Origin of the sequence: Cellulomonas cellasea, assembly GCF_006538745.1 — a bacterium.
GTDB lineage: Bacteria > Actinomycetota > Actinomycetes > Actinomycetales > Cellulomonadaceae > Cellulomonas_A > Cellulomonas_A cellasea.
Genome location: NZ_BJLR01000030.1, coordinates 214714 through 238858, shown reverse-complemented (window position 1 = coordinate 238858; position 24145 = coordinate 214714). Strand labels below are relative to the sequence as shown.

General features: G+C 75.9%; 16 protein-coding genes. 13 read left to right on the top strand and 3 right to left on the bottom strand.

What is annotated here, in order from left to right; all coding sequences use genetic code 11:
* Positions 1 to 64 precede the first annotated feature (64 nt).
* Positions 65 to 1105: a glutathione S-transferase family protein gene (locus tag CCE01nite_RS16330; protein ID WP_141372680.1), complete on the bottom strand. Its 1041-nt coding sequence runs from the start codon at positions 1103 to 1105 to the stop codon at positions 65 to 67.
* A 226-nt stretch (positions 1106 to 1331) separates the two neighbouring features.
* On the opposite strand from CCE01nite_RS16330, the gene CCE01nite_RS16325 reads away from it, so the two are divergent.
* The 7 genes from CCE01nite_RS16325 (at position 1332) to CCE01nite_RS16290 (ending at position 10982) form a co-directional block, all read left to right on the top strand.
* A complete protein-coding gene (locus tag CCE01nite_RS16325) occupies positions 1332 to 3122 on the top strand; it encodes a hypothetical protein (protein ID WP_141372679.1) in 1791 nt (596 codons plus the stop codon).
* A 74-nt stretch (positions 3123 to 3196) separates the two neighbouring features.
* On the top strand, positions 3197 to 3970 hold the full coding sequence (locus CCE01nite_RS16320) for an LLM class F420-dependent oxidoreductase (RefSeq protein ID WP_034635251.1): 774 nt from the start codon (positions 3197 to 3199) through the stop codon (positions 3968 to 3970).
* A gap of 157 nt (positions 3971 to 4127) precedes the next feature.
* Positions 4128 to 5960, top strand: coding sequence for a metallophosphoesterase family protein (locus CCE01nite_RS16315; RefSeq protein WP_084142992.1), 1833 nt, complete (start codon positions 4128 to 4130; stop codon positions 5958 to 5960).
* 165 nt (positions 5961 to 6125) lie between these two features.
* A complete protein-coding gene (locus tag CCE01nite_RS16310; protein WP_052104505.1) occupies positions 6126 to 7082 on the top strand; it encodes a metal ABC transporter substrate-binding protein in 957 nt (318 codons plus the stop codon).
* Entirely contained in the window at positions 7079 to 7930 is an 852-nt protein-coding gene (locus CCE01nite_RS16305; RefSeq protein WP_084142991.1) for a metal ABC transporter ATP-binding protein, read from the top strand. The genes CCE01nite_RS16310 and CCE01nite_RS16305 overlap by 4 nt, the downstream gene beginning before the upstream one ends.
* Positions 7927 to 8838, top strand: a complete 912-nt coding sequence (locus CCE01nite_RS16300) for a metal ABC transporter permease (protein WP_052104503.1) — start codon at positions 7927 to 7929, stop codon at positions 8836 to 8838. The genes CCE01nite_RS16305 and CCE01nite_RS16300 overlap by 4 nt, the downstream gene beginning before the upstream one ends.
* The gene (locus tag CCE01nite_RS16290; RefSeq protein WP_428829504.1) at positions 8835 to 10982 is read left to right on the top strand and encodes an MFS transporter; all 2148 of its coding nucleotides are present in this window, start codon (positions 8835 to 8837) and stop codon (positions 10980 to 10982) included. The genes CCE01nite_RS16300 and CCE01nite_RS16290 overlap by 4 nt, the downstream gene beginning before the upstream one ends.
* Before the next feature lie 100 nt (positions 10983 to 11082).
* On the opposite strand, the gene CCE01nite_RS16285 is transcribed toward CCE01nite_RS16290, so the two are convergent.
* Positions 11083 to 13068 (bottom strand): helicase HerA-like domain-containing protein, encoded by a 1986-nt coding sequence (locus CCE01nite_RS16285; protein WP_141372678.1) that lies wholly within the window; start codon positions 13066 to 13068, stop codon positions 11083 to 11085.
* Between the two features lie 265 nt (positions 13069 to 13333).
* Between CCE01nite_RS16285 and CCE01nite_RS16280 the strand changes: the two genes are divergently transcribed.
* From CCE01nite_RS16280 to holA, 6 genes are all read left to right on the top strand, one after another.
* Complete coding sequence (locus tag CCE01nite_RS16280; RefSeq protein ID WP_141372677.1) at positions 13334 to 14440, top strand: fatty acid desaturase family protein; 1107 nt, start codon at positions 13334 to 13336, stop codon at positions 14438 to 14440.
* 71 nt (positions 14441 to 14511) lie between these two features.
* Positions 14512 to 17460 carry a leucine--tRNA ligase gene (gene leuS, locus CCE01nite_RS16275; protein ID WP_141372676.1) on the top strand — a complete coding sequence of 983 codons (2949 nt, stop codon included), beginning with the start codon at positions 14512 to 14514 and terminating at the stop codon, positions 17458 to 17460.
* Between the two features lie 68 nt (positions 17461 to 17528).
* Positions 17529 to 18497 carry a DegV family protein gene (locus tag CCE01nite_RS16270; RefSeq protein ID WP_141372675.1) on the top strand — a complete coding sequence of 323 codons (969 nt, stop codon included), beginning with the start codon at positions 17529 to 17531 and terminating at the stop codon, positions 18495 to 18497.
* An 844-nt stretch (positions 18498 to 19341) separates the two neighbouring features.
* Positions 19342 to 20121: a ComEA family DNA-binding protein gene (locus CCE01nite_RS21845; protein ID WP_034628961.1), complete on the top strand. Its 780-nt coding sequence runs from the start codon at positions 19342 to 19344 to the stop codon at positions 20119 to 20121.
* Position 20122: 1 nt separating this feature from the next.
* Positions 20123 to 21850: a ComEC/Rec2 family competence protein gene (locus CCE01nite_RS16260; protein WP_052104025.1), complete on the top strand. Its 1728-nt coding sequence runs from the start codon at positions 20123 to 20125 to the stop codon at positions 21848 to 21850.
* A gap of 137 nt (positions 21851 to 21987) precedes the next feature.
* Entirely contained in the window at positions 21988 to 23016 is a 1029-nt protein-coding gene (holA, locus tag CCE01nite_RS16255; protein ID WP_084142633.1) for a DNA polymerase III subunit delta, read from the top strand.
* 79 nt (positions 23017 to 23095) lie between these two features.
* Here holA and CCE01nite_RS16250 read toward each other — a convergent pair whose 3' ends face one another.
* Positions 23096 to 23812, bottom strand: coding sequence for an EAL and HDOD domain-containing protein (locus tag CCE01nite_RS16250; protein WP_281282402.1), 717 nt, complete (start codon positions 23810 to 23812; stop codon positions 23096 to 23098).
* Positions 23813 to 24145: the final 333 nt, after the last annotated feature.

Genomic DNA, 24145 nt, shown 5'->3' with positions numbered 1-24145 from the left:
CTCGCCGGTGCCGGCGCCGGGTCCCGCGCCGCCCGCGCTCGGCCCGCCGTCGCGCCGCCCGCGCTCACCCCGCCATCGCGGCGGCCGTGTGCGCGGCCGGGACCGCCTCGCCGGGGCGCACCGGCCCGGGCGGGGTGCCGTCGCCGAACGGGCGCCCCCCGAGCTGCTCGCGCCCGTGCGGCGTGAGCCACCCGCGCAGGTCGGGGCCCTTCGGCACGATGCGCGACGGGTTCACGTCCTCGTGCACCACGTAGTAGTGCTCCTTGATGTGCTGGAAGTCGGTCGTGTCGCCGAACCCCGGCGTCTGGAACAGGTCGCGCGCGTACGCCCACAGCACCGGCATCTCGGTGAGCCTCGACCGGTTGCACTTGAAGTGCCCGTGGTAGACGGCGTCGAACCGCGCGAGCGTCGTGAACAGGCGGACGTCGGCCTCGGTGATCGTGTCGCCGACGAGGTAGCGCTGCGTGGCGAGGCGCTCGGAGAGCCGGTCGAGGCGGGCGAAGAGCCGGTCGTACGCGCGCTCGTACGCCTCCTGCGAGCCCGCGAACCCGCACCGGTACACGCCGTTGTTGACGTCCCGGAACACCCCCAGCATGACCTCGTCGATCTCGTCGCGGCGGGCCTGCGGGTACAGGTCGGGCGCGCCGTCGCGGTGGAACGCCGTCCACTCGGTCGACAGGTCGAGCGTCATCTGCGCGAAGTCGTTGGTGACGACCTGCCCGGTCGGCACGTCGACGATCGCCGGCACCGTGATGCCCCGGTCGTAGTCCGGGAACCGCGCGAGGTAGGCGTCCTGGATCCGCTCGATGCCGAGCACCGGGTCGACGCCGCCGGGGTCGAGGTCGAAGGTCCACGAGCGCGCGTCGTGCGTCGGGCCGCAGACCCCGAGCGAGATCGCGTCCTCGAGCCCGAGCAGGCGCCGCACGATGATCGAGCGGTTCGCCCAGGGGCACGCGCGCGCGACGACGAGCCGGTACCGGCCGGCCTCGACGGGGTAGCCGTCGCGCCCGTCGGCGGTGATGCGGGTCGGGATGTAGCGCATGTCGCGCGTGAACTCGCTGCCCGGCGTCACGTAGGACCCCGCGGTGGTGTGCTCGTCGGCCATGGCCCGATCCTCTCCCGGCGGGCGGCGGGCTGCCCGGTCGGCGCACGCGCCCGGTCCCGCGCCGGCCGGCGGCGGAAGGCGACCGTCCGGTCTGCCCCGGTGTGCCCGGCGACCTAGAGTGGCGACGTCCACGACCTCGTCACCCGGGAGAGCTGTGCCGTTCCGAGGACCTGCCGACCTGTCCGCGCCGAGCCGTCGCCGCCCCGGTCGGGCCGCGCTCGCGGTGGTGGCCGTCGGAGCTGTCGTCGCGCTCGCCGCCTGCACCGCGGACCCGGCACCCGGGCCCAGCCGCACGGACGGGGCGAGCGCGAGCGCGTCGCCGGAGCGCCTCGCAGCGCAGGCGCAGGCCCCCGGCGCTCCCGTGACGCTCGTGCCCGACGGCGCGCCGGAGGCGGTCGCGCTCGCGACCAGCCGTGCGCTGTTCACCACCGCCCCAGCGGTCGTCCTGGCCCCCGCGGACGACGCGCGTGCGGTCCTGCTCGCGGCGTCGGGGGCGGTCCGGCTCGGCGCCCCGGTGCTGCTGACCGGCGCGGGCGTCCCGGACGCGGACCTGACCGCGGAGCTCGAGCGGCTCGGGGCGCGCGCGGCGCTGACGCTCGGGGCGGCTACGCTCCCCGCGGGCGCCGACGTCGACGCGGTGGCGCCGGTCGTCGGGCCCGAGGAGGTCGACGCACTGCCGGACGCGCTCGCGGACGCCGCCGCCGCACCCTTCGGCGACGTCCAGCCGGTCCCCGCGGGCCAGGAGGTCACGGCCGTCGTCGGGCTCGCCGCGGAGGGGACCGCGGTGCTCGTGCCGGACGCGCCCCCGGCGGCGCCCGCGGACCCCGCCACCACGGCCGCGCCCGAGGACCCCGCGGCACCGGGCGCCACCGCGAGCGGGGGTCCCGGGTCGAGCGGCTCGTCCGCGCCGACCGACCGCGGCTCCGCGGACCCGTCGGCGTCCGCGCTCCCGCCCGTCGAGCGTCCGGCCGCACCCGCCGGCGCGCTCGTGCTCACCGACGGCTCGCCCGCGCACCTCGCGGCGGTCGCGACCGCCCGCGCCGCGGGCGTCCCGGTCACCGTCGTGCCCGGCGGCGACCCGCGCGCGACCGCCGCGAGCGTCGAGGCCGTCGCCGCGGCCGCCCCGCAGGCGGTGCTCGCGCTCGGCTCGGCGTTCGGGACCCCCGAGCTGCTCGCGCCCCGCGTCGCGTCGGCGGCGACGGGCGTGCAGCTGCCGGGCGGCGGCCAGCTCGTGTTCCCGACACTGCCCGGCCAGCCGGGCAAGCGGTACGTCGCGCTCTACGGGACCCCGGGCACGGGCGCGCTCGGGGTGCTGGGCGAGCAGGACGTGCCCGCGACGCTCGCGCGCGCCGAGGGCCATGCCGCGCCGTACCGCACCCTGACGTCGGACACCGTCGTCCCGACGCTCGAGATCATCGCGACGATCGCGTCGAGCGGCGCCGAGGCCGACGGCAGCTACTCGCGCCGCCGCGCCGTGGAGGACCTGCGCCCGCTCGTCGACGCCGCCGGGGCCGCGGGGATGCTCGTCGTCCTCGACCTGCAGCCCGGACGCACCGACTTCGTGACGCAGGCGCAGGCGTACGCCGAGCTGCTCGCGCTCCCGCACGTCGGGCTCGCGCTCGACCCCGAGTGGCGGCTCGGCCCCGACCAGGTGCACCTGCGCCAGATCGGCTCGGTCGGCGTCGACGAGGTCAACGCCGTGATCGCGTGGCTCGCGACGTTCACGCGCGAGCGCGCCCTGCCGCAGAAGATGCTCGTCCTGCACCAGTTCCAGCCGCGCATGGTCGCCGAGCGCGAGCGCCTCGACCTGAGCCACGACGAGCTCGCGCTGCTCGTGCACGTCGACGGCCAGGGCGGGCAGCCCGCGAAGGCCGGCACGTGGGCGCGGCTGCGCGAGGGCGCCCAGCCGCAGCTGCGGTGGGGTTGGAAGAACTTCTACGACGAGGACGTCCCCATGCTCGACCCGGTGCAGACCATGCAGGTCCAGCCGGTGCCGGACCTCGTCACGTACCAGTGACGCCCGGGGACCGGTCGTCGGGACGCAGCCCGTGCGAGATGTGACGCGCGCCCGCGAGCCCTAGGGTCCCTCGCATGACGCATGACATCCGTATCGGGGTCCAGCTCCAGCCGCAGCACGCCGACTACGCCCAGATCCGCGACGCCGTGCGCGCCGCGGAGGACGCCGGCGTCGACATCATCTTCAACTGGGACCACTTCTTCCCGCTCTACGGCGACCCCGACGGCAAGCACTTCGAGTGCTGGACGATGCTGGGCGCGTGGGCCGAGCAGACGAGCCGCGTCGAGATCGGTGCGCTCGTGACCTGCAACTCCTACCGGAACCCCGAGCTGCTCGCGGACATGGCCCGGACGGTCGACCACATCTCGGGTGGGCGCCTGATCCTCGGGATCGGCGCCGGCTGGTTCGAGAAGGACTACGACGAGTTCGGCTACGAGTTCGGGACCGCGGGCTCGCGGATCGCGGACCTCGGCGAGGCGCTGCCGCGGATCAAGGCGCGGTGGCAGAGGTCGAACCCGGCGCCGACGCGGGAGATCCCGATCCTGATCGGCGGCGGCGGGGAGAAGAAGACGCTGCGGATCGTCGCGCAGCACGCCGACGCGTGGCACTCGTTCGGCGACGTCGAGACGCTGCGGCGCAAGAGCGCGATCCTCGACGAGCACGGCGAGGCCGTCGGGCGCGACGCGACGCAGGTCGAGCGCTCCGTCGCGGTGCAGGCGCCTCCCGGCGAGGTCGCCGACGAGCTCGTCGCGGCCGGGGTGACCCTGTTCACCACGAGCGCCGGGGGACCGGACTACGACCTCTCGCTGACCCGCGAGTGGGTCGCGTGGCGGGACTCGCGCCGCTGAGCCGGGCGCACGGGGACCGGTCCGCCCGCGGGCCGGTCCTCGCACGCACCCCTGCTGCCACCGCGCGGGACGCGGCCGTGTGCCGAGCCCGGTTCCACCCGCAGGTCCACCCGGTCCCGTGCTCGATCGGCCCGGACGCCCGACCTAGGCTCGACGCATGACCAGGCCGGACCCCGCGGCGCACGCGACCGCGGACGACGCGCCGGCGCGCGAGGACACCGCGCCCCGGCTGCCGGCGTGGCTGCGCCTCGGGGTGCCCGCGCTCCTCGTGCTGCTCGGGGCGCTCGTCTTCGGGGTCACGACCGCGACCGCCGACCTGAGCCTCGGGCCGCACGAGGCGCGCTACGACGTCACGACCGACGGCACCGTCACGCTCGACCTGGGCCCGCTCGGCACGCTCGAGATCGACTCCCCGGTGCCGCTCGGTCTGGGCGCGCGCGTGACCGTCCAGGAGATCCCGTCGGGCGTCACGGCGGTCGACCCCGCGACGACGCTCACGGCGCTCAGCAGCGACCTGCAGGGCTACCTGCAGTTCTTCGCCGGTCCGCAGGCGACCCTGCAGGACGCCGTGCGCGCGCTGGTGACCGACGCGCTGTGGCGCACGCTCGGCGCTCTCGCGGCGGTGACGGTGCTCGTCGTGCTCGGGCGCGCGCTGCTCGGTCACGCGCGCCGCGACGAGCTCGCCGCCGTCCTCGCACCGCAGGCGCGCCGGCTCGTCGCGGGTGGAACCGTCGTCGCCGTCGGCCTTGGGGTGCTGACCGCGAGCACGGGCGGTGCGGCGCGCGAGTCGCAGCCGGTCGCGTCCGCCGTGTTCGCGGGGACGCCGCTCGAGGGCGCCCGGGTCACGGGCCGGCTCGGCGGCGTGATCGACACCTACGGCTCGTACGCCGTCGAGGCGTACCGGTCGAACACCGAGTTCTACGCGAAGGCCGAGGAGTCGCTCGGGGACGCGTGGGCCGAGCGCTCGGCGCGCATCGAGGCCGCGCAGGCCGAGCACGCCGAGCAGGCCGCGTTCACCGTGCCCGGGGGGACGACGGAGATGACGGGGACGACGGCGACCGCGTCCCCGTCCGCTCCGGGCGCTCCCGGTGCAGCGACGGGCCCGTCAGCGTCGCCCGGCACCGCCGACGCCTCGGCGAGCCCGTCCCCGAGCCCGACCCCGACCCCGACGGCGGACGCGCAGGAGGACGACGACGCCGCCGAGCCGGTCGTCCTCGTGCTCGTCTCCGACCTGCACTGCAACGTCGGGATGGCGCCGGTCATCCGCTCGCTCGTCGAGCTCGCGGGCGCGGACGTGCTGCTCGACGGCGGCGACACGACGATCGACGGCACCGCGGTCGAGCAGTACTGCGTCACGACGTTCGCGCGCGCGGCGGGCGGCGTGCCGGTCGTGGTGTCGCCCGGCAACCACGACTCCCGCGAGACCGAGGCGGCCTACCGCAGGGCCGGGGCGACGGTCCTCGGCGGCGAGGTCGTCGAGGTCGCCGGCGTGCGGATCCTCGGCGACCGGGACCCGCGCGAGACCCGGATCGGCGCCGGGACGTCGCCGTCGGGCGTCGAGTCGCCGAGCGAGGCGCGCCAGCGGCTGGCCGACGTCGCGTGCGACGACGAGCGCGTCGACCTCCTGCTCATCCACACCCCGCCGATCGGGGACGCGGCGCTCGAGCGTGGCTGCGTCCCCGCGCAGCTCTCGGGGCACAAGCACGTCCGGTCGGGACCCGAGCAGGTCGGTGCCGGGATGCGCTACGTGAGCGCGAGCACCGCGGGCGCGGCGCCGGGCCAGCCGACCGTCGGCCCGCTGCGCAGCACGGCCGAGCTCACGGTCCTGCGGTTCGACCCGGACGAGGCGCGCCTGCTCGACTACCAGCTGGTCCAGGTGGGGACGGACGCCGCGGTGTCGGTCGGTCCGCGCGTCGCGTGGCCGCGCCCGGTGCCCGTCTCGGCGGTGCCGGACGAGATCGCCGGGGCGGCGGGAGCGCCGACGCCCTGACGCCGGCGCGACCCGGGGTCGACGGCGGCGTGCCGTCGGTGCGGGGGACGGGGCGAGGGTCGGCGTCGAGCCTGGGCTGACGGCGAGGGTGAGAGGGCAGTCCGGGCCTCGCCGACACACCCCGCTCCGGTGGCAGGTGCACAGCACCGTGGCAGGATGTTCGGCATGCCGAACTCTCAGTTTCGCACGACCCCGGTGCGCCGGCTGGCACTGCTCGCGGGAACCGCGGCGCTGGTGCTCGCCGGCTGTACCGGTCCGGGGGAGCGCGCCGCGGCAGCGGCGGCGCCGGGCGACGACCGCCCCGTGGTGCTCGCGACGTTCACGGTCCTCGCCGACATGGCGCGCGTCGTCGGCGGCGGGCACGTGCGCGTCGAGTCGGTCACCAAGGTCGGGTCCGAGATCCACGGCTACGAGCCGACCCCGGACGACCTGCGGCGCGCGCAGGACGCCGACCTCGTCCTCGACAACGGGCTCGGCCTCGAGGCGTGGTTCCACCGCTTCGTCGACCGCGTCGACGCACCGCACGTGACCCTGACCGACGGCATCGAGACGGTGCCCATCGCGAGCGGCGCTGCGGAGGGGCACGCGAACCCGCACGCGTGGATGTCCCCCGACGCCGCCGCGACGTACGTGGCCAACATCGCCGACGCTCTCGTCGACCTCGACCCCGCGCACGCCGACGAGTACCGGGCGAACGCCGCCGCCTACGCCGCGCAGGTCACCGTGCTCGGTGAGCGCCTGCGCGACGAGCTCGCCGGCCTCGACCCCGAGCAGCGCGCGCTCGTGACGTGCGAGGGCGCGTTCTCCTACCTCGCGCGGGACGCCGGGCTGGCCGAGGCGTCGCTGTGGCCCGTCAACGCCGAGCGGCAGGGCACCCCGCAGCAGGTCGCGCGCGCGATCGACCTCGTGCGCGACCGCGACGTCCCCGCGGTGTTCTGCGAGTCGACCGTGTCGCCGACGGCGCAGGAGCAGGTCGCGCGTGAGACCGGGGCGCGGCTCGGCGGCGTGCTCTACGTCGACTCCCTCTCGGAGCCCGACGGCCCCGTCCCGACCTACCTCGACCTGCTCGAGCACGACGTCCACACGATCATCGAGGGCCTGACCGGCGAGGAGACGTCATGACCGGCACGACCGGCACGACCGGCAAGGCGGTGCCGCCGGGCGCGGCTGACGGGACGGGGACGGCGACCCCGGCGACCGACGCGGCCGGCGGGACGGCGAACCCGGCGAGCGGCGCGGCCGGCGGGACGGCGACCCCGGCGCTCGCCGTGCGCGGCCTGACCGTGCGCTACCGCGACGTGCTCGCGCTCGACGGCGTCGACCTCGTCGTCGAGGCGGGCCGCCTCACGGGCCTCGTCGGCACCAACGGCTCGGGCAAGTCGACGCTGCTCAAGGCCGTCATGGGCATCGTGCGGCCCGACGCGGGCAGCATCGCGGTGCTCGGCCACGACGGCGCGCAGGCGCGGCGCCGGGCGCTGCTCGGGTACGTCCCGCAGGCCGAGGACGTCGACTGGACGTTCCCGCTCTCGGTGCGCGACGTCGTCGCGCAGGGCCGGTACGGGCGCCTCGGGCCCCTGCGCCGCCTGCGGGCGGCCGACCGCGAGGCCGTCGACTCGGCGCTCGAGCGGGTCGGGCTCACGGCGCTCGCGGACCGCCAGATCGGCCGCCTCTCGGGCGGTCAGCGCAAGCGGGCGTTCGTCGCGCGCTGCCTCGCCCAGGAGGCCCGGGTCCTGCTGCTCGACGAGCCGTTCGCGGGCGTCGACGTGTCCTCGCAGGCCGCGATCACCGCGCTGCTGCGCGACCTCGTCGCCGGCGGGGTCTCGGCGCTCGTCTCGACGCACGACCTCGCCGGGCTCCCGGCGCTCGCCGACGACGCGGTCCTGCTGCACCGGCGCGTGCTCGTGCGCGGCGCACCTGAGGTCGTCCTGCAGCCCGAGAACCTCGCCCTGGCCTTCGGAGGTGCCCGATGACGGTGCTCGACTGGCTCGCCGCGCCCTGGGGCTACGAGTTCATGCAGCGCGCCCTGCTCGTGACCGGCGTCGCCGCGGTCGTGTGCGCGCTGCTGTCGTGCTGGCTCGTGCTCATCGGCTGGTCGCTGCTCGGGGACGCCGTCGCGCACGCGGTGCTGCCCGGCGTGGTGCTCGCCTACCTCGTGGGGCTGCCGTTCGCCGTCGGCGCCCTCGTCTTCGGGGTCGGGGCGGTCGCGCTCATCGGGCTCGTCCGCGAGACGTCGGGCCTGCGCGAGGACACGTCGATCGGCGTGGTCTTCACGACGCTGTTCGCGCTCGGCATCGTGCTGGTCTCCACGACGCCCAGCCAGGTCGACCTCGGCCACATCCTGTTCGGCAACGTCCTCGGCGTCGCGGACGTCGACATCGCGCAGGTCGTCGGGCTCGGCGTCCTGACGTTCGCGGTGCTCGTGCTCAAGCGCCGGGACCTCACGCTCTACGCGTTCGACCGCACGCACGCGCACGCCGTCGGGATCTCCCCGCGCGTGCTCGGCGGCCTGCTGCTCGGGCTGCTCGCGGTCACCGTCGTGGTCGGGCTCCAGGCGGTCGGCGTGGTGCTCGTCGTCGCGATGCTCATCATCCCGGGCGCGACGGCGTACCTGCTGACCGAGCGCATGAGCCGCATGCTCGTCATCGCGCCGGTGCTCGCGGGCGCGTGCGCGGTCGTCGGGCTCTACGCGAGCTACTACCTCGACGCGTCGAGCGCGGGCATGGTCGTCGTCGCGCAGGGGATCGTCTTCACCGCGGCGTACGCGTTCGCGCCGCGCACGGGCCTGCTGCGGCGCTCGTCGCGCACCTCCCGGGACGGCGAGCGAGGTGCGGGAGCCGCGCCGGGACGCGAGCTCGTCGCGCCTAGGCTGGCGCCGTGAGCCCCGAGCCGAGCGCGCTGACCGCCGTGGCGCAGGACTACCTCAAGGTGATCTGGTCGGCGCAGGAGTGGTCGGACGCGCCGGTCACGACCAAGATGCTCGCCGAGCGGATCGGCGTCGGGCCCTCGACGGTCTCCGAGACGGTCCGCCGGCTCGGCGACCAGGGGCTCGTGTCGCACGCCCGCTACGGCGCCGTCGAGCTCACCGAGGCGGGCAGCGCGCACGCGCTCGCGATGGTGCGCCGGCACCGCCTGCTCGAGACCTTCCTCGTGAACGAGCTCGGCTACGGGTGGGACGAGGTGCACGACGAGGCCGAGGTGCTCGAGCACGCGGTCTCCGACCTGCTGGTCGACCGGATCGACGCCCGCCTCGGCTTCCCGACCCGCGACCCGCACGGCGACCCCATCCCGACGCGCGACGGCGCGGTCCCGAGCCCGGCAGCGCGCGTGCTGTGGGGGCTCGAGGGGGGGCGACTGGGTCGTCGCGCGCATCTCCGACGCGGACCCCGAGCTGCTGCGCTACCTCGCGTCCGTCGGCCTCGTGCTCGACGCGCGGGTGCACGTCGTGGCGCTGCGCGCCGCGGCCGGCGTCGTCGCGGTCCAGGTGCACGCACCGCTCGACGGCGAGCCGGGGGAGGAGCGGGCGGTCGAGCTCGGCCAGGCCGGCGCGGGCGCCATCTGGCTGGTCCCCGCCCCGGCGGGGTAGCCTGGCCGTACATCACCGCAGTGGACGACGGAGTTGCGCTCGGCGAGATCGAATCGATTCGACACAGATCGGGCGCCCTTCACCACGGGTTCCCGGACGCCATCCGAGGAGCACCCGTGGACCACCTGCTCGACACGGCGCCGCCCGCCTCCGCCGCGGCGCCGCCCACGGCGCCCGGCGTCACCCCGGCCGCCGGCGCTGCGGCTCCGCGTCCGCACCGCACGCGCCCCGCGCTCCTGGCGCTCGCGCTCGGCGGCTTCAGCATCGGCACGACCGAGTTCGCGACGATGGGCCTCCTGCCGCTCGTCGCGCGCGACCTCGGCGCGAGCATCCCGACCACCGGCTGGGTCATCACCGCCTACGCGCTCGGCGTCGTGGTCGGCGCCCCGCTCCTGACGACTCTCGCCGCGCGCGTCGACCGCCGCACGCTGCTGCTCGGCCTCATGGCCGCGTTCACGGCCGCCAACGTGCTCGCCGCCTTCGCCCCGAGCCTCGGCTGGCTCGTCGTCGCGCGGTTCGTCGCCGGGCTGCCGCACGGCGCGTTCTTCGGGGTCGGTGCGGTCATGGGCACGCACGTCGCCGGGGCCGAGCGCCGCGGCCAGGCCGTGTCGATGATGATGGCGGGCCTGACGATCGCGAACGTGGTCGGCGTCCCGCTGTCCACGGTCGTCGGCCAGCAGCTCGGCTGGCGGCTCGCGTTCGGGCTCGTCGGCGTGCTCGGGCTCGTGACCCTCGGGGCGCTGCTGCGCTGGACGCCCGGCCTGCCCGTGAGCGAGGGCACGAGCGTGCGCACCGAGCTCGCGGCGCTGCGCAACCGCAGCCTCTGGATCGCGGCCGGAGCCGGGTCGATCGGCTTCGGCGGCATGTTCGCCGTCTACTCCTACGTCTCACCGCTGCTCACCGAGGTCACCGGCCTGCGTGAGGCGACGGTGCCGCTCGTCCTCGCGCTGTTCGGCGTCGGCATGACCGTCGGGACGCTCGTCGGCGGACGCCTCGCCGACCGGGCCGTGCTGCGCACCGTGCTCGTCGGCTTCGTCAGCACGGGGGTCGTGCTGTGCGCCCTCGGGCTGACCGGCCGCAACCCCGTGCTGGCCGTCGCGTCGATCGTCGCGCTCGGCGTCGCGTCGCAGATCCTCGGGATCTCGCTGCAGACCCGGCTCATGGACGTCTCCCCGGCGGCGCCGTCGCTCGGCGCCGCGCTGTGCCACTCGGCGCTCAACCTCGGCAATGCGAGCGGCGCGTGGCTCGGCGGGCTCGTCATCGCGGGCGGCCTCGGCTACCTCGCACCCGCGTGGGTCGGTGCCGGGCTCACGCTGGTCGGGCTCGTCGTGGTCGTGACGGTCGGGCGCACGCCTGCGCCCGCCGCGGCCGGTCACCCTGCCGCACACGACGAAGCCGTGGTCGGCGGCACGTCCGCACCCGAGCCCGCCGCGCGCTGAGCCGCCGAGCCGCCGACCTCGCGGCCGACCCGCCGCACGCTGCCGCGCGCGCGCCGACCCGCACCCCGGTCCGTGGCGGGCCGAGGCGCCGAGCGACGCCTCAGCGCCGGCGCGTGCCGAAGATCGAGCGGGTGATCTCGCGCCCGAGCTGGGTCCCGGCGGACCGCAGGAAGCTGTCCAGCGGGCTCGACGTGCTGGTGCGGCGCGACGCGCCGGACCCGCGCGACGCGCCGGACCCGCGCGACGCGCCGGACCCGCGCGACGCGCCGGAGCGGCGCGACGACGTCCCGGAGCCCCGGCGCAGGTCCCGCTCGATGCGCTCGAGCTCCTTCGCGCGGTCCGCGGCCTCGCGCTGCGCGGCCGACGCCCGGTCGCGCGCCTCCTCGGCCGCACGCTCGGCCGCCTCCGCGGCCTCCTGCTCGCGCGCGGTCGCCTTGGCCCGGCGCTGCAGCAGCTCGTACGCGGACTCGCGGTCGACCGCCTGGGTGTACCGCGCGGCGAGCGGCGACCCGGAGACCGCGGCGGCCAGCACGTCCGCGGGCGCGGGCGCCATGAGCGACTGCGGTGCGCGCAACCGGGTCCACGCGACCGGCGTCGGGACGCCCTCCTCGCCCAGCACCGTGACGACCGCCTCGCCGGTCCCGAGCGTCGTCAGGAGCTCCTCGAGGTCGTAGGGCGAGGTCGGGAACGTGCGCGCCGCGGCCCGGAGCGCCTTGGCGTCGTCCGGGGTGTACGCGCGCAGGGCGTGCTGCACGCGGTTCCCGAGCTGCGCGAGCACGTCGGGCGGCACGTCCTTCGGGCTCTGCGTCACGAAGAAGACGCCCACGCCCTTCGAGCGGATGAGCCGGACCGTCTGCGTGACCTGCGTGAGGAAGTCGTCGGAGGCGTCGGTGAACAGCAGGTGCGCCTCGTCGAAGAAGAACACGAGCCGCGGCTCGGCCACGTCGCCGACCTCGGGCAGCACCTGGAACAGCTCGGCGAGCAGCCACATGAGGAACGTCGAGAACAGTGCGGGGCGGTCCTGCACGGCCGGCAGCTCGAGCGCGGAGATCACCCCGCGCCCGTCGGGCGAGCGCCGCAGCAGGTCGCTCACGTCGAACGCGGGCTCCCCGAAGAAGACGTCGGCACCCTGCGCCTGCAGTCCGACGATCTCCCGCAGGATGACGCCGGCCGTGGCCGCGGAGAGCCCGCCGATCCCGCGCAGCTCGGCCTTGCCCTCGTCCCCGACGAGGTACGCCAGCGCGGCCTGCAGGTCCCTGAGGTCCAGCAGTGCGAGCCCCTGGGCGTCGGCCCAGTGGAACACCAGCCCGAGGCTCGACTCCTGCGTGGCGTTGAGCCCGAGCACCTTGCTGAGCAGGAGCGGCCCGAAGTCGGTCACGGTCGTGCGGATCGGCGTCCCCTGCCCGAGCCCGCCGAGCGTGAGCAGCTCGACGGGGTAGGCGCGCGCGGCCCACTCCTGCCCGATGCTCGCGGTCCGCTCGAGGAGCTTCTCGCTGGACACCCCCGGCGCCGCGAGGCCGGACAGGTCGCCCTTCACGTCGGCCACGAACACCGGCACGCCGGCCTCGGAGAGGTGCTCGGCCATCACCTGGAGCGTCTTGGTCTTCCCGGTGCCCGTCGCGCCCGCGACGAGCCCGTGCCGGTTCATCATCGCGAGCGGCAGCCCGACGGGTGCTCCCGCCGTCGCGACGCCGTCCTCGACGAGCGCGCCCAGCGGGACGCTCCCGCCCGCGAACCGGTAGCCCGCGGCGACCGCGGCCGCCCACGGCGAGAGCGACGGCGCGGAGCCCGCCGGACGTGCCACCGGGGGAGCGGCGGCCGAAGCCGCGACCGCGGCGGGAGCGGCGGCGTGCTCGGCGGCGTCGGCGGCTGCCTGCGCGGCGTCGGCCAGGGCCTCGGCGGCCTCCGCACGCGCCTGGGCTGCCTCCGCGCGTGCTGCCGCGGCGGCGGCGCGCAGCTCCGCGACCGACGGCGTCGCCGGTCCCGAGGGCCCCGCGTCCCGGACCGGGATGCTGTCCGCCGCGGCGCCGGCCGGGGTCGCGCTGGGCTCGGGCAGGGCGTCGGGTCCGGGCACGTCGTCGGGCATGGCCGGAGTCTAGGGCGGGCCCTGCCGGGCCGCCGGGTGCTGCGACGCGACGGAGGTCCGGCACCGGACGCCGCCGCGCGGAGCGGGGGAGCAGCGCGGCGTCCTCGTCCGGGTGACCGGCTGCTGAGATCCGGACCGGACATTCGTGACGGACGACGCAAACCCCCGGATCGCACAGAGTCTCAGGCTATGGTGAACTGGACCTGATCAGATGTGCTGCCTTGTCGGGCATCGCGTCACCCCCGATGAGCACGAGGCTCCCTCTATGACGAGCACGCTGAACGACGGCCGCGTCCCCGACGAGGCCCCCACGGCCCGCAGCCCCCGAGAGCGCCAGGTGAGCGAGTTCACCGAGCTCACCCGCATGGTCCAGGAGGCGGGGCTCATGAAGCGCCGCTACGCGTACTACTGGACCCGCTTCGTGGTGCTGACCGCGATGCTCGCCGGCCTCGTGGCCGCGTTCGTCCTGCTCGGCCCGACGTGGTGGCAGCTCGTCGTCGCCGCGGTCCTCGCGATCGTGCTGGGCCAGGTCATGTTCCTCGGCCACGACGCCGCGCACCGCCAGATCTTCCAGTCGGGCAAGTGGAACGACTGGGCCAGCCTCGTGATCGCCAACCTGTACGCCGGCATGAGCTACGGCTGGTGGAACCACAAGCACAGCAAGCACCACGCGAAGCCGAACACCCTCGGCGCCGACGGTGACATCGACCCGGGCGTGCTGGTCTTCACGACCGAGAACCTCACGAAGGAGCGCACCGGCCTCGCCGGCTGGTTCGCGAAGCGTCAGGGCTGGTTCTTCTTCCCGCTCCTGCTCCTCGAGGGCCTCAACCTCCACATCTCCGGCGTCAAGACGATCTTCGGCCGCGGCGAGGTCAAGCGCCGGCCCGTCGAGATCGCGTTCGTGACGCTGCGCCTCGGCGGCTACCTCGCACTCGTGTTCTGGCTGCTCCCGGTCGGCATGGCGTTCGCCTTCCTCGGTGTGCAGCTCGGGATCTTCGGCGTCTACATGGGCGCCTCGTTCGCGCCGAACCACAAGGGCATGCCGGTCGTCCCCGCGTCGATGAAGATCGACTTCCTGCGTCGTCAGGTCCTGCTCAGCCGCAACATCTCCGGCGGCCGCGCGGTCGACCTGTTCATGGGCAGCCTGAACTACCAGATCGAGCACCACCTGTTCCCGAGCATGCCGAGCCCGGCGCTCAAGAAGGTCCAGCCGATGGTGCGGCAGTTCTGCGCCGACAAGAACATCTCCTACACCGAGACGACGCTGATGCAGTCGTACCGGATCGTCGTGCGCTACCTGAACGAGGTCGGCCTGCAGGCCCGCGACCCGTTCCAGTGCCCGCTCGTCGCGGAGATGCGCGCCTCGCGCTGACGCTCCGCCCCCGCACGCCCGGCTACCGGCGCGCGGCGACCTCGGTCGCTGCGCGCCGGTAGCCTTTGCACGTGACTTCGCAGGCTCCCTCGCACCCCGCTCCCGATGCCCCCGTGCCGAACGACGTGCCGTTCCGCTACACCGCGGCGGCAGCCGACGAGCTCGAGCTCCGCTGGCAGGACGAGTGGGAGCGGCGCGGGACGTTCTACGCGGCGAACCCGACCGGCCCGCTGACCGACGCCCAGGGCCGCAACGCCGAGCCGGAGCGGCGGCCCTTCTTCGTGATGGACATGTTCCCGTACCCCTCGGGCGCGGGCCTGCACGTCGGGCACCCGCTCGGGTACATCGCCACCGACGTCGTCTCGCGGTTCCGCCGCATGCTCGGCGACAACGTGCTGCACGCGCTCGGCTACGACGCGTTCGGCCTGCCCGCCGAGCAGTACGCGGTCAAGACGGGCCAGCACCCGCGCACGACGACCGAGGCGAACATCGAGATCATGGCGCGCCAGCTGCGCCGCCTCGGGATGGGCCACGACCCCCGACGCACGTTCGCGACGATCGACCCCGGCTACGTGCGCTGGACGCAGTGGATCTTCCTGCAGATCTTCGAGTCCTGGTACGACGCCGACGCCGTGCGGCCCGACGGCGGACGTGGTGCCGCGCGTCCCGTGTCGACGCTCGTCGAGTCGCTGGAGTCCGGTGCGCGCCCGGTGCCGAGCGGCATCGGCGGCGTCCCCGCGGGCGCGTCGTGGGCGGACCTGGACGCGGTCGCCCGCCGCCGCGTCGTCGACGCCCACCGTCTCGCGTACGTCTCGGAGACCCCGGTCAACTGGTGCCCGGGCCTCGGCACGGTGCTGGCCAACGAGGAGGTCACCTCCGAGGGCCGCTCCGAGCGCGGCGACTTCCCGGTGTTCCAGCGCACGCTGCGGCAGTGGCAGATGCGGATCACCGCGTACGCCGACCGCCTGATCGACGACCTCGAGCTCATCGACTGGCCCGAGAAGGTCGCGTCGATGCAGCGGAACTGGATCGGCCGCTCCGAGGGCGCCCGCGTGCGCTTCCCGGTGCCCGGCCCGGACGGTACGGAGCGCACGTCCGTCGAGGTCTTCACGACGCGCCCCGACACGCTGTTCGGCGCGACGTTCATGGTCGTCTCGCCCGAGCACCCGCTGCTCGATGACGTCGCCGCCGGGTGGCCCGACGGCACGAAGGACGCCTGGACGGGCGGCCACGCGTCGCCCGCCGAGGCCGTCGCCGCGTACCGGCGCGAGTCGGCCGCGAAGAGCGCGATCGAGCGCCAGGCCGACGCCGGCCGCAAGACCGGCGTGTTCACCGGCATCCACGCGACCAACCCCGTGAACGGCGCGAGCATCCCGGTGTTCACGGCCGACTACGTGCTCATGGGCTACGGCACCGGCGCGATCATGGCCGTCCCGGGCGGCGACGAGCGGGACTTCGCCTTCGCGGAGGCCTTCGACCTGCCCGTCGTCCGCACCGTCGAGCCGCCCGTCGGCTTCGAGGGCGGTGCGTGGACCGGCGACGGCGCCATCATCAACTCGTCCAACGACACCGTGAGCCTCGACGGGCTCGACGTCGCGGCCGCGAAGCGCACGATCGTCGACTGGCTCGTCGCGGAGGGCCTCGGCGAGGGCACGATCACGTACCGCCTGCGCGACTGGCTGTTCAGCCGGCAGCGGTACTGGGGCGAGCCGTTCCCGATCGTCTACGACGAGAACGACCTGCCGATCGCGCTGCCCGACGCGTCGCTGCCGGTCAACCTGCCCGAGGTGCCGGACTACGCGCCGCGCACGTTCGACCCGCAGGACTCCGAGTCCTCGCCCGAGGCGCCGCTGGGCCGCAACGAGGACTGGGTGAACGTCACGCTCGACCTCGGCGACGGACCGCGCACCTACCGGCGCGACACCAACACCATGCCCAACTGGGCCGGGTCGTGCTGGTACTACCTGCACTACCTCGACCCGTCGCACACCGAGCAGGTCGTCGACCCGGCGCTCGAGCAGTACTGGATGGGCCCCGGCCACAACGCGGCCGACACGCACGGCGCCGGCGGCGTCGACCTCTACGTGGGCGGTGTCGAGCACGCGGTGCTGCACCTGCTGTACGCGCGCTTCTGGCACAAGGTGCTGTACGACCTGGGCCACGTCAGCAGCCGTGAGCCGTTCCGCAAGCTGTTCAACCAGGGCTACATCCAGGACTGGGCCTACCGGGACGCGCGCGGCGTGTACGTCGAGGCGACCGAGGTGGTCGAGGACACGTCGGTGCCGAGCGGCTTCTCGTGGAACGGCCAGGAGGTCCAGCGCGAGTACGGCAAGATCGGCAAGTCCAAGGGCAACATGATCACGCCCGACCAGATGTACGCCGAGTACGGCGCGGACACGCTGCGGGTCTACGAGATGTCGATGGGTCCCCTGGACCTGTCGCGCCCGTGGGAGACCCGCGCGGTCGTCGGTGCGCAGCGCTTCCTGCAGCGCCTGTGGCGCAACGTGGTCGATGAGACCACCGGGGCGCTCGTCGTCACCGAGGACGAGCTGTCCGCCGAGACGCTGCGCGTGCTGCACCGGACCATCGCGGACGTCCGCACCGACATGGAGGCGATGCGGATCAACACCGCGATCGCCAAGCTCATCGTGCTCAACAACCACCTGACCAGCCTCCCGGCCGTCCCGCGTGCGGCGGTCGAGCCGCTCGTGCTCATGACCGCGCCGGTCGCGCCGCACATCGCGGAGGAGCTGTGGTCGCGGCTCGGGCACACCGAGTCCCTCGCGCACGAGCCGTTCCCGGTCGCCGAGGAGAAGCACCTCGTCGAGGACACCGTGACGTGCGTGCTCCAGGTGCAGGGCAAGGTGCGTGGCCGCGCGGAGGTCCCGGCCGACATCGCCGAGGACGCGCTGCGCGAGCTCGCGCTCGCCGACCCGGGCGTCCAGCGCGCGCTCGCCGGGCGGGACGTCCGCACGGTGATCATCCGGGCGCCGCGCCTGGTCAACGTCGTCCCGGCCTGACCGCCGTGCCGGACCGCACGCGGCGCGGCGCGGGCCGGCGTGAGCCTGCGCCGCCGCCGGTCGCCGTCGTGACCGACTCGACCGCGTCGCTGCCCGCGCACGAGCTCGAGCGGTGGGGGATCGTCGTCGTCCCGCTCGAGGTCGTCCTCGGCGGCGAGCGCCTGCACGAGGGACGGGACCTCGACCCGGCCGCGCTCACGGCCGCGCTCGGGGCGGGTCAGCGCGTGACGACCTCCCAGCCGTCACCCGCCGCGTTCGCCGACGCCTACGCGCGGGCGGCGGCCGGCGGGGCGCGCGAGATCGTGTCGGTGCACCTCTCGGGGGACCTCTCGGGCACGGTGCGCGGCGCCCAGCTCGCGGCGCTCGCCGCGCCGCTGCCGGTGCACGTCGTGGACTCGCGCTCGGTCGCGATGGGCCTCGGCTTCGCGGTGCTCTCGGCCGCCCGGCTGGCCCGCGGCGGCGTGCCGCTCGACGCCCCCGATCCCGCCCCGCCCGTCGCGGGGACGCGCACCTGGCACTCCGCGCTCGGGCGTCGCCGCGACCGGGCGCCCGCCCCCGTCGTCGCCGAGCCCGCGCCGCTGCCCCACGGCGCGGCGGTCGCCGAGCGGGCGCGTCAGGTCGCCGCCGACGCGCACGCCTGGTTCCTCGTCGACTCGCTCGACCACCTGCGCCGAGGCGGCCGGCTCAGTGCGACGGCCGCCGCGCTCGGCACGGTCCTCGGTCTGCGCCCGATCCTCGCGATGCGCGCCGGCCGGATCGAGGTCGCGGAGAAGGTCCGCACCCGCCGGGCCGCGCGCGAGCGTCTCGAGGCCCTCGTCGTGGCCGACGTGCAGCGGCGCGGACACGCTCGCGTCGCCGTGCACCACCTCGGGCAGCCGGACCTCGGCGCCGAGGTCGCGGACTCCCTCCGGTCCCGGCTCGCCGAGAGCGTGTGCGCCGTCGAGGTGTGCGAGGTCAGCGCCGTGCTCGGCGCGCACGCGGGGCCCGGCGTCCTCGCGCTCGTCGTCGCCGACGCCGACGCACCCCCAGCCGTCTGACCGGCAGCGTGCCGTACGCGGCACGAGGGGCCGGGGCGGGTCCTGCGCGGGCCGTCCGTACGGTCGCGGCATGGTCCGAGCCCCCGACCCCTCCGACACCGCCCGGCGCCGCCTTGAGGCGCTGACCCCACCGGCGCCCCGCTCCGACGCCGCGCTGCGCTGGACGCCGCACCGTGGCTCGGGGGACGTGGCGCGTGAGCACCCGGACGCCGGACGGCAGGCGGAACGCGAGGCGCTCGGGCTGAACCCGGGTGGGGAGGCCGGTCGCGAGGCGGCGTCGAGCTGGGAGCGCGCGGCCTCGGGTGCCGGACGCTCGCCTGCGCGCGGGGAGGGCGCCGGTGCGGTGGTGGACGAGCTCGGCACGGCGACGTCACCCGTACCCCGGGTCGCCCCAGACGACCTCGATCCGTGGACCGACGCGACGCGCAGGGTGCGTCTGCCCCGCCCTGCCGTCCCCGAGCCCGTGGCCGTGCGTGCTCCCGTCGCCGGGGCCGCGCCCGTGCGGGAAGCCGCACACGAACGCGGAGGCGCGCTCGCGCCCGTGCCGGGGGCTGGACGTGTGCACGAGGGGCAGCCTCAGGAAGTGCGAGCGCGTCTGCCGTTGTCCGGGGCCGAGGCGCTGTCCTCGCCGGTGCGACCGCGATGGCCCGAGCTGCCGGAGCCCGGCGAGGGAGGAGGCGAGCGCCGCGGCTCGTGGGCGCCCGGGGCGGTCGACGAGCGACCACGTACGGCCGCGACACCAGTCGAGGACACCGGAACCTCGGACGCAGCATCCTTCGACGGCGAAGGGAACGCGGCCAGACGGTTCCGGTCCGACGCGACCGGACGGGGCGCCGAGGACGTCGTGCAGCGGGCCGGGGCCAGGCGCCTCGCTCGCGCGCGGGACGAGTACGCCGCGCGGTACGGCTCGCCGCTGGAGCGCGACGACGTCGCCGCCGGACCGCCGACCCGGCGGTGGGCCGTCTCGACCCGGGCCGGGCTCGTCGCCTCCCTCGCGGTCGCCCTCGTCGCCGGTGTCGTGGTCGTGCGGTCGATGTCCGTCCTCGTGCCGGACGTCGGGCACGCGGTCGACCTCCCGGAGGTGACCGGTGCCCCAGCGGCGATCGGAGCCGCGGTCACGAGCGAGCCGGTGCCGACCACGGGGGCGGGACCTGGCGCTGCGCAGCCCGCGCCGACCGACGTCGCCCGTCGGGTCGTCGTGCACGTCGTGGGCCAGGTCGCGCGGCCGGGGATCGTCGAGCTGCCCGAGGGGTCCCGGGTGACCGACGCCCTCACGGCGGCCGGTGGACCTTCGTCCTCCGCCGACCTCGCGGGCCTCAACCTCGCCCGGGTGCTCGTCGACGGCGAGCAGGTCGCGGTCGTCGCCGCGGGGGAGGCGGCGCCGGCTGTCCCGGCCGGACCGGGACCCGGCGGTGAGGCGGCGTCCGCGGCGGGGCCGCTCGACCTCAACACCGCGGACGCGGGCGCGCTCGACGAGCTGCCGGGCATCGGTCCGGTGCTCGCCGGGCGGATCGTCGCGTGGCGCGAGGAGCACGGACGGTTCCGGTCGCTCGACGAGCTCGCCGACGTCGAGGGCATCGGTCCCGCCCTCCTGGAGCGACTCACCCCGATGGTCCGGGTCTGAGGTGAGGGGACCGCTCGACCTGCGGCTCGTCCCGGCGGCACTCGCGGCGTGGGCGGCGGCAGCGCTCCTCGTCGTGCTTCCCGTGCCGTGGGTCCTCGCCGCAGGTCTCGGCGCGGCGAGCGTGCCGCTGACCGTCGTCGTGCGTGCCGTGAGGAGCGCGTCGCGTGCCGGCAGCCGCGCACATCGCGGCCGTCGTGCGGTCACCGGCGCGGGCCGTGCCCGGCGCGGAGTCGACGGCGTGCTCGTCGCGGGCCGCCCGGGCGCCGCCGTGGACCCCCGACGGCGTCCCGCGGCGGGCGTGCGGACCGGTCAGGTCGTCCTGACGTGCGGTGTGGTCGCGGGGGTGCTGCTCGCCGGTGCGAGCCAGTTGGCCGCCCGCGGCGCCGGCGACCTCGACGGGCTCGCGAGCGACGGCGCGACGGTCACCCTCACCGGGACGCTGACGTCGGAGACCGAGCGGGTGCGCTCCGGGCCACCCGACGCGCCGCCGCGGTACCGCGCGACGATCGCCGTCGAGCAGGTCGAGCACCGCGGGGAGCGCCGCGCGACGTCGGCGCCCGTGGCCGTCCTGACCGGGGTCCCGTGGCCCGAGGCGACCTACGGGAGCCGCGTCGCGGTGCGGGGTCGCCTCGTGCCGGGCACTGCCGGGCGACGCGAGGTGGCGCTGGTCCAGGCGGGCGGCTTGGCCGAGATCGTCGCACCACCGGGCGTCGCGCTCCGCGCGGTCGACGCCGTGCGGTCCGGCCTCCGGGACGTGTGCGCCGGGCTGGGCCCCGACGCGCGTGCGCTCGTGCCCGGCATCGCGGTCGGCGATACCTCCGCGCTCCCGGAGGACCTGGACCAGGCGATGCGCGACTCCGGGCTCACGCACGTGACCGCCGTCTCGGGCGCCCACTTCTCGATCGTCGGCGCGGGTGTCCTCGTGCTGACCGGCGCCGCGGGGATGCCCCGGCGTGCGCGCGCAGGGGTCGTCTGCGCGGTGATGCTCGGGTTCGTGGTGCTCGTCCACCCGGGGCCCAGCGTGCTGCGCGCCGCGGCGATGGGCGCCGTCGGGCTCGGCGCGCTCGTGCTCGGCCGGCCCGCACGGGCGGTGCCGGCGCTCGCCGCGGCCGTCGTGGTGCTCCTCGTCGCCGACCCGTGGCTCGCGCGCGAGCTCGGGTTCGTGCTCTCGGTCGTGGCGACGTCGGGGCTCGTCCTGCTCGCCGGGCCGCTCGCGCGCCGGTGGTCCGGCTCGGTGCGCGCACCCGTCGCCTACGCGCTCGCCGTCCCCGTCGCCGCCCAGAGCGTGTGCGCGCCCGTCGTGCTCCTCCTCAGCCCCACGGTCGCGCTCTACGCCGTGCCCGCCAACGTGCTCGTCGCGCCGGCCGTGGCGCCGGCGACCGTGCTCGGGCTGCTCGCGGCGCTCGTCTCCCCGTGGTGGAACGCCGGCGGCGTCGTCCTCGCCGAGCTCGCCGGTGCCGCGTGCTGGTGGATCGCCTCGGTGGCTCGCGTCGCGGCGTCGCTGCCGGGCGCTCAGGTCGCGTGGCCGCCGGGCGCGCTCGGCGTCGTGCTGCTCGTCGCCGGCACGGTCGCCGCGCTCGTCCTGCTCCTGGGCCGTCCCCCCGGCGACCTCGACCACGGAAGCGGCACAGCCCCGGAGGACCGCCCGCGGCGCGGAGTGGGCGCCGCACGCGCGCGAGCCCGGCCTCCGTCGGCCGCCCCTGCGCTCGGGATCGGCACGGACCCGTGAGCGAGCCCGCCGCCCGTGAGCGAGCCCGCCGCCCGTGCGCGAGCGCCACTCGTCGTCAGCGCGTGACGAGTCGAGGAGCGCCCGCGAGGCCGGACGGGGTCCACGGCGAGGTGGGTGTCGCATGGCAGGCTGGGCGCGTGCCGACCCCGACCCGCTCCAGCACCCGTTCGCCCTCTGGGGCACGCTCCGCCGCACCGGGCCTCGGGTGGGACGAGGTCGAGCTCGCCTCGGTCGTCCTGGTCGCCGGGTCCGAGGGCCTGCTCGCGGACCGCGCGGTCGAGCGGCTCGTCGGGCTCGCACGGGAGCGCGACGCCGGGGTCGAGGTGACGCGCCTCGACGCCGCGGACTACGGGTCGGGCACCCTCGGTGTCGTGACGAGCCCGTCGCTGTTCGCCGAGGACCGGGTCGTCGTCGTCGAGTCCGTCGAGCGCGCGACCGACGAGCTCCTCACCGACGCGCTCGCCTACGTGGCGGCGCCGCAGGAGGACGTCGTGCTCGTGCTGCGCCACGGCGGCGGCCAGCGCGGCAAGAAGCTCCTGGACACCGTGCGCGCCGCGCGCTGGCCCGTCGTCGCGTGCGAGGCGCTCAAGAAGGACTCCGACAAGTCCGCGTTCGTCACGGCCGAGCTGCGCCGGGCGAAGCGCCGGGCGGACGCCAAGGCGGTCCGGGCCCTCGTCGACGCGGTGGGCAGCGACCTGCGCGAGCTCGCCGCGGCGTGCGCCCAGCTGGTCTCGGACACGACAGGGATCATCGGCGAGGCGGCCGTCGAGCGGTACTACGGGGGTCGCATCGAGGCGACCGGCTTCCGGGTGGCTGACGCCGCGATCGAGGGCGACGCGGGGAACGCGGTCGCGCTGCTGCGGCACGCGCTCGCGACCGGTGTCGACCCCGTGCCGATCGTGGCGGCCCTCGGAGCCAAGCTGCGCACGCTCGCGAAGGTCGCGGCCGTGCGCGGGCGAGGCTCGGGCGCGGTCCGCGACCTGGGACTCGCGCCGTGGCAGGTCGACCGCGCGCAGCGAGACCTCGCGCGCTGGACCCCCGAGGGGCTGGCCGTGGCCATCAGCGCCGTTGCGCAGGCTGACGCGGAGGTCAAGGGTGAGAGCCGGGACGCGCAGTTCGCGGTCGAGCGGGCGGTGCTGCGGGTGGCCGCAGCGGGCTCGCGCTGACGCGAGCACGGACCGGGCCGCCACGGCCGCGCAAGCACACGGCCCGCGTCTGCACCGCCGACGCCGGAACCGGCATCGCCTACGCCGTCACCGCCTGCGTCCCCATGCCGTGCGTCGGCACCGCCTGGGTCTGGATCGCGTGCGTCGGCACCGCGCCCGGGAGCACCACCGTCGGTGCGAGCACGTCGCCCTGGAACAGCGAGAACCCCGCCGCGATGCAGGCGTCGAGCGCGGCCGTCGTCTCCAGGTGCTCGGCGACGAGGCGGGCACCGTGGCGGGCGGCGAGGTCCACCAGCGGCTGACCGTGGCGCACGACGTCGCGGTGGTCGATCTTGACGTAGTCGGCGTAGGGCAGCAGCCGCACCTGGTCCGGCAGGGCGACGAAGTCGTCGACCGCGATCCGGAAACCGGCGGCCCGGAGCCGCGCCACGCCCGCCAGCACCTCGGCGTCGACCTGCACCGACTCGACGACCTCGAGGACCAGCCGTGCGGGGTCCGCAGGCAGCGGGAGGGCCCCGACGAGGAACGAGCGGGTCACGTTCACGAACGCCGGGCAACCCCCCGCGGCGGTCACCACACCGCGGTCCGCGAACACCGAGTGCAGCACGGCGCTGGTCGCGAGGTCCTGCTGCGCGGCGGCCCAGCGGTCGACCCCGACGCGTTCCGAGGCGAGGGAGCGGTAGAGGAACTCGTAGGCCTGCGGGGTCCCGTCCGCGCTCGTGATCGGCTGGCGCCCGACGGGGATGCGAGCGCCCGGGGCCGGGACGGCCTCGCCCGGGACGGCCTGGGGGGTCACCTGGGTCAGCGGGTGGCGTCGCCGGTGGGCGCGGGGTGCGGCGGCAGGCGCTGCGAGGGTCACACCGGATGAGAGCGTGCACATCGCGGATGATGACGCGACTTGTGTGAGGTGGGTCTCGCGGAGGTAGCGTCGCCGCCGACACCGGGACGAGTGCGCCGAGGCGTCGCGACGGGCGGGCCCGGCGGGGGACGACGAGCCCTGCGGGGGAATGCGCCGCGCCCACCTCGCGCATGCGAACGAGGTGCCAGGGTCAGGCCGAGCAACCCGGCCAGGCACGGGTGGCCCGTCGGACGCGCCTCCCGAGCGGGCTCCTCGGGGTGCGCAGGGCAC

Bases quoted from the DNA above. Each gene is read 5' to 3' on its own strand.
- CCE01nite_RS16330 (WP_141372680.1), bottom strand. From the start codon at position 1,105: ATGGCCGACGAGCACACCACCGCGGGGTCCTACGTGACGCCGGGCAGC.
- CCE01nite_RS16320 (WP_034635251.1), top strand. From the start codon at position 3,197: ATGACGCATGACATCCGTATCGGGGTCCAGCTCCAGCCGCAGCACGCC.
- CCE01nite_RS16315 (WP_084142992.1), top strand. From the start codon at position 4,128: ATGACCAGGCCGGACCCCGCGGCGCACGCGACCGCGGACGACGCGCCG.
- CCE01nite_RS16310 (WP_052104505.1), top strand. From the start codon at position 6,126: ATGCCGAACTCTCAGTTTCGCACGACCCCGGTGCGCCGGCTGGCACTG.
- CCE01nite_RS16305 (WP_084142991.1), top strand. From the start codon at position 7,079: ATGACCGGCACGACCGGCACGACCGGCAAGGCGGTGCCGCCGGGCGCG.
- CCE01nite_RS16300 (WP_052104503.1), top strand. From the start codon at position 7,927: ATGACGGTGCTCGACTGGCTCGCCGCGCCCTGGGGCTACGAGTTCATG.
- CCE01nite_RS16285 (WP_141372678.1), bottom strand. From the start codon at position 13,068: ATGCCCGACGACGTGCCCGGACCCGACGCCCTGCCCGAGCCCAGCGCG.
- CCE01nite_RS16280 (WP_141372677.1), top strand. From the start codon at position 13,334: ATGACGAGCACGCTGAACGACGGCCGCGTCCCCGACGAGGCCCCCACG.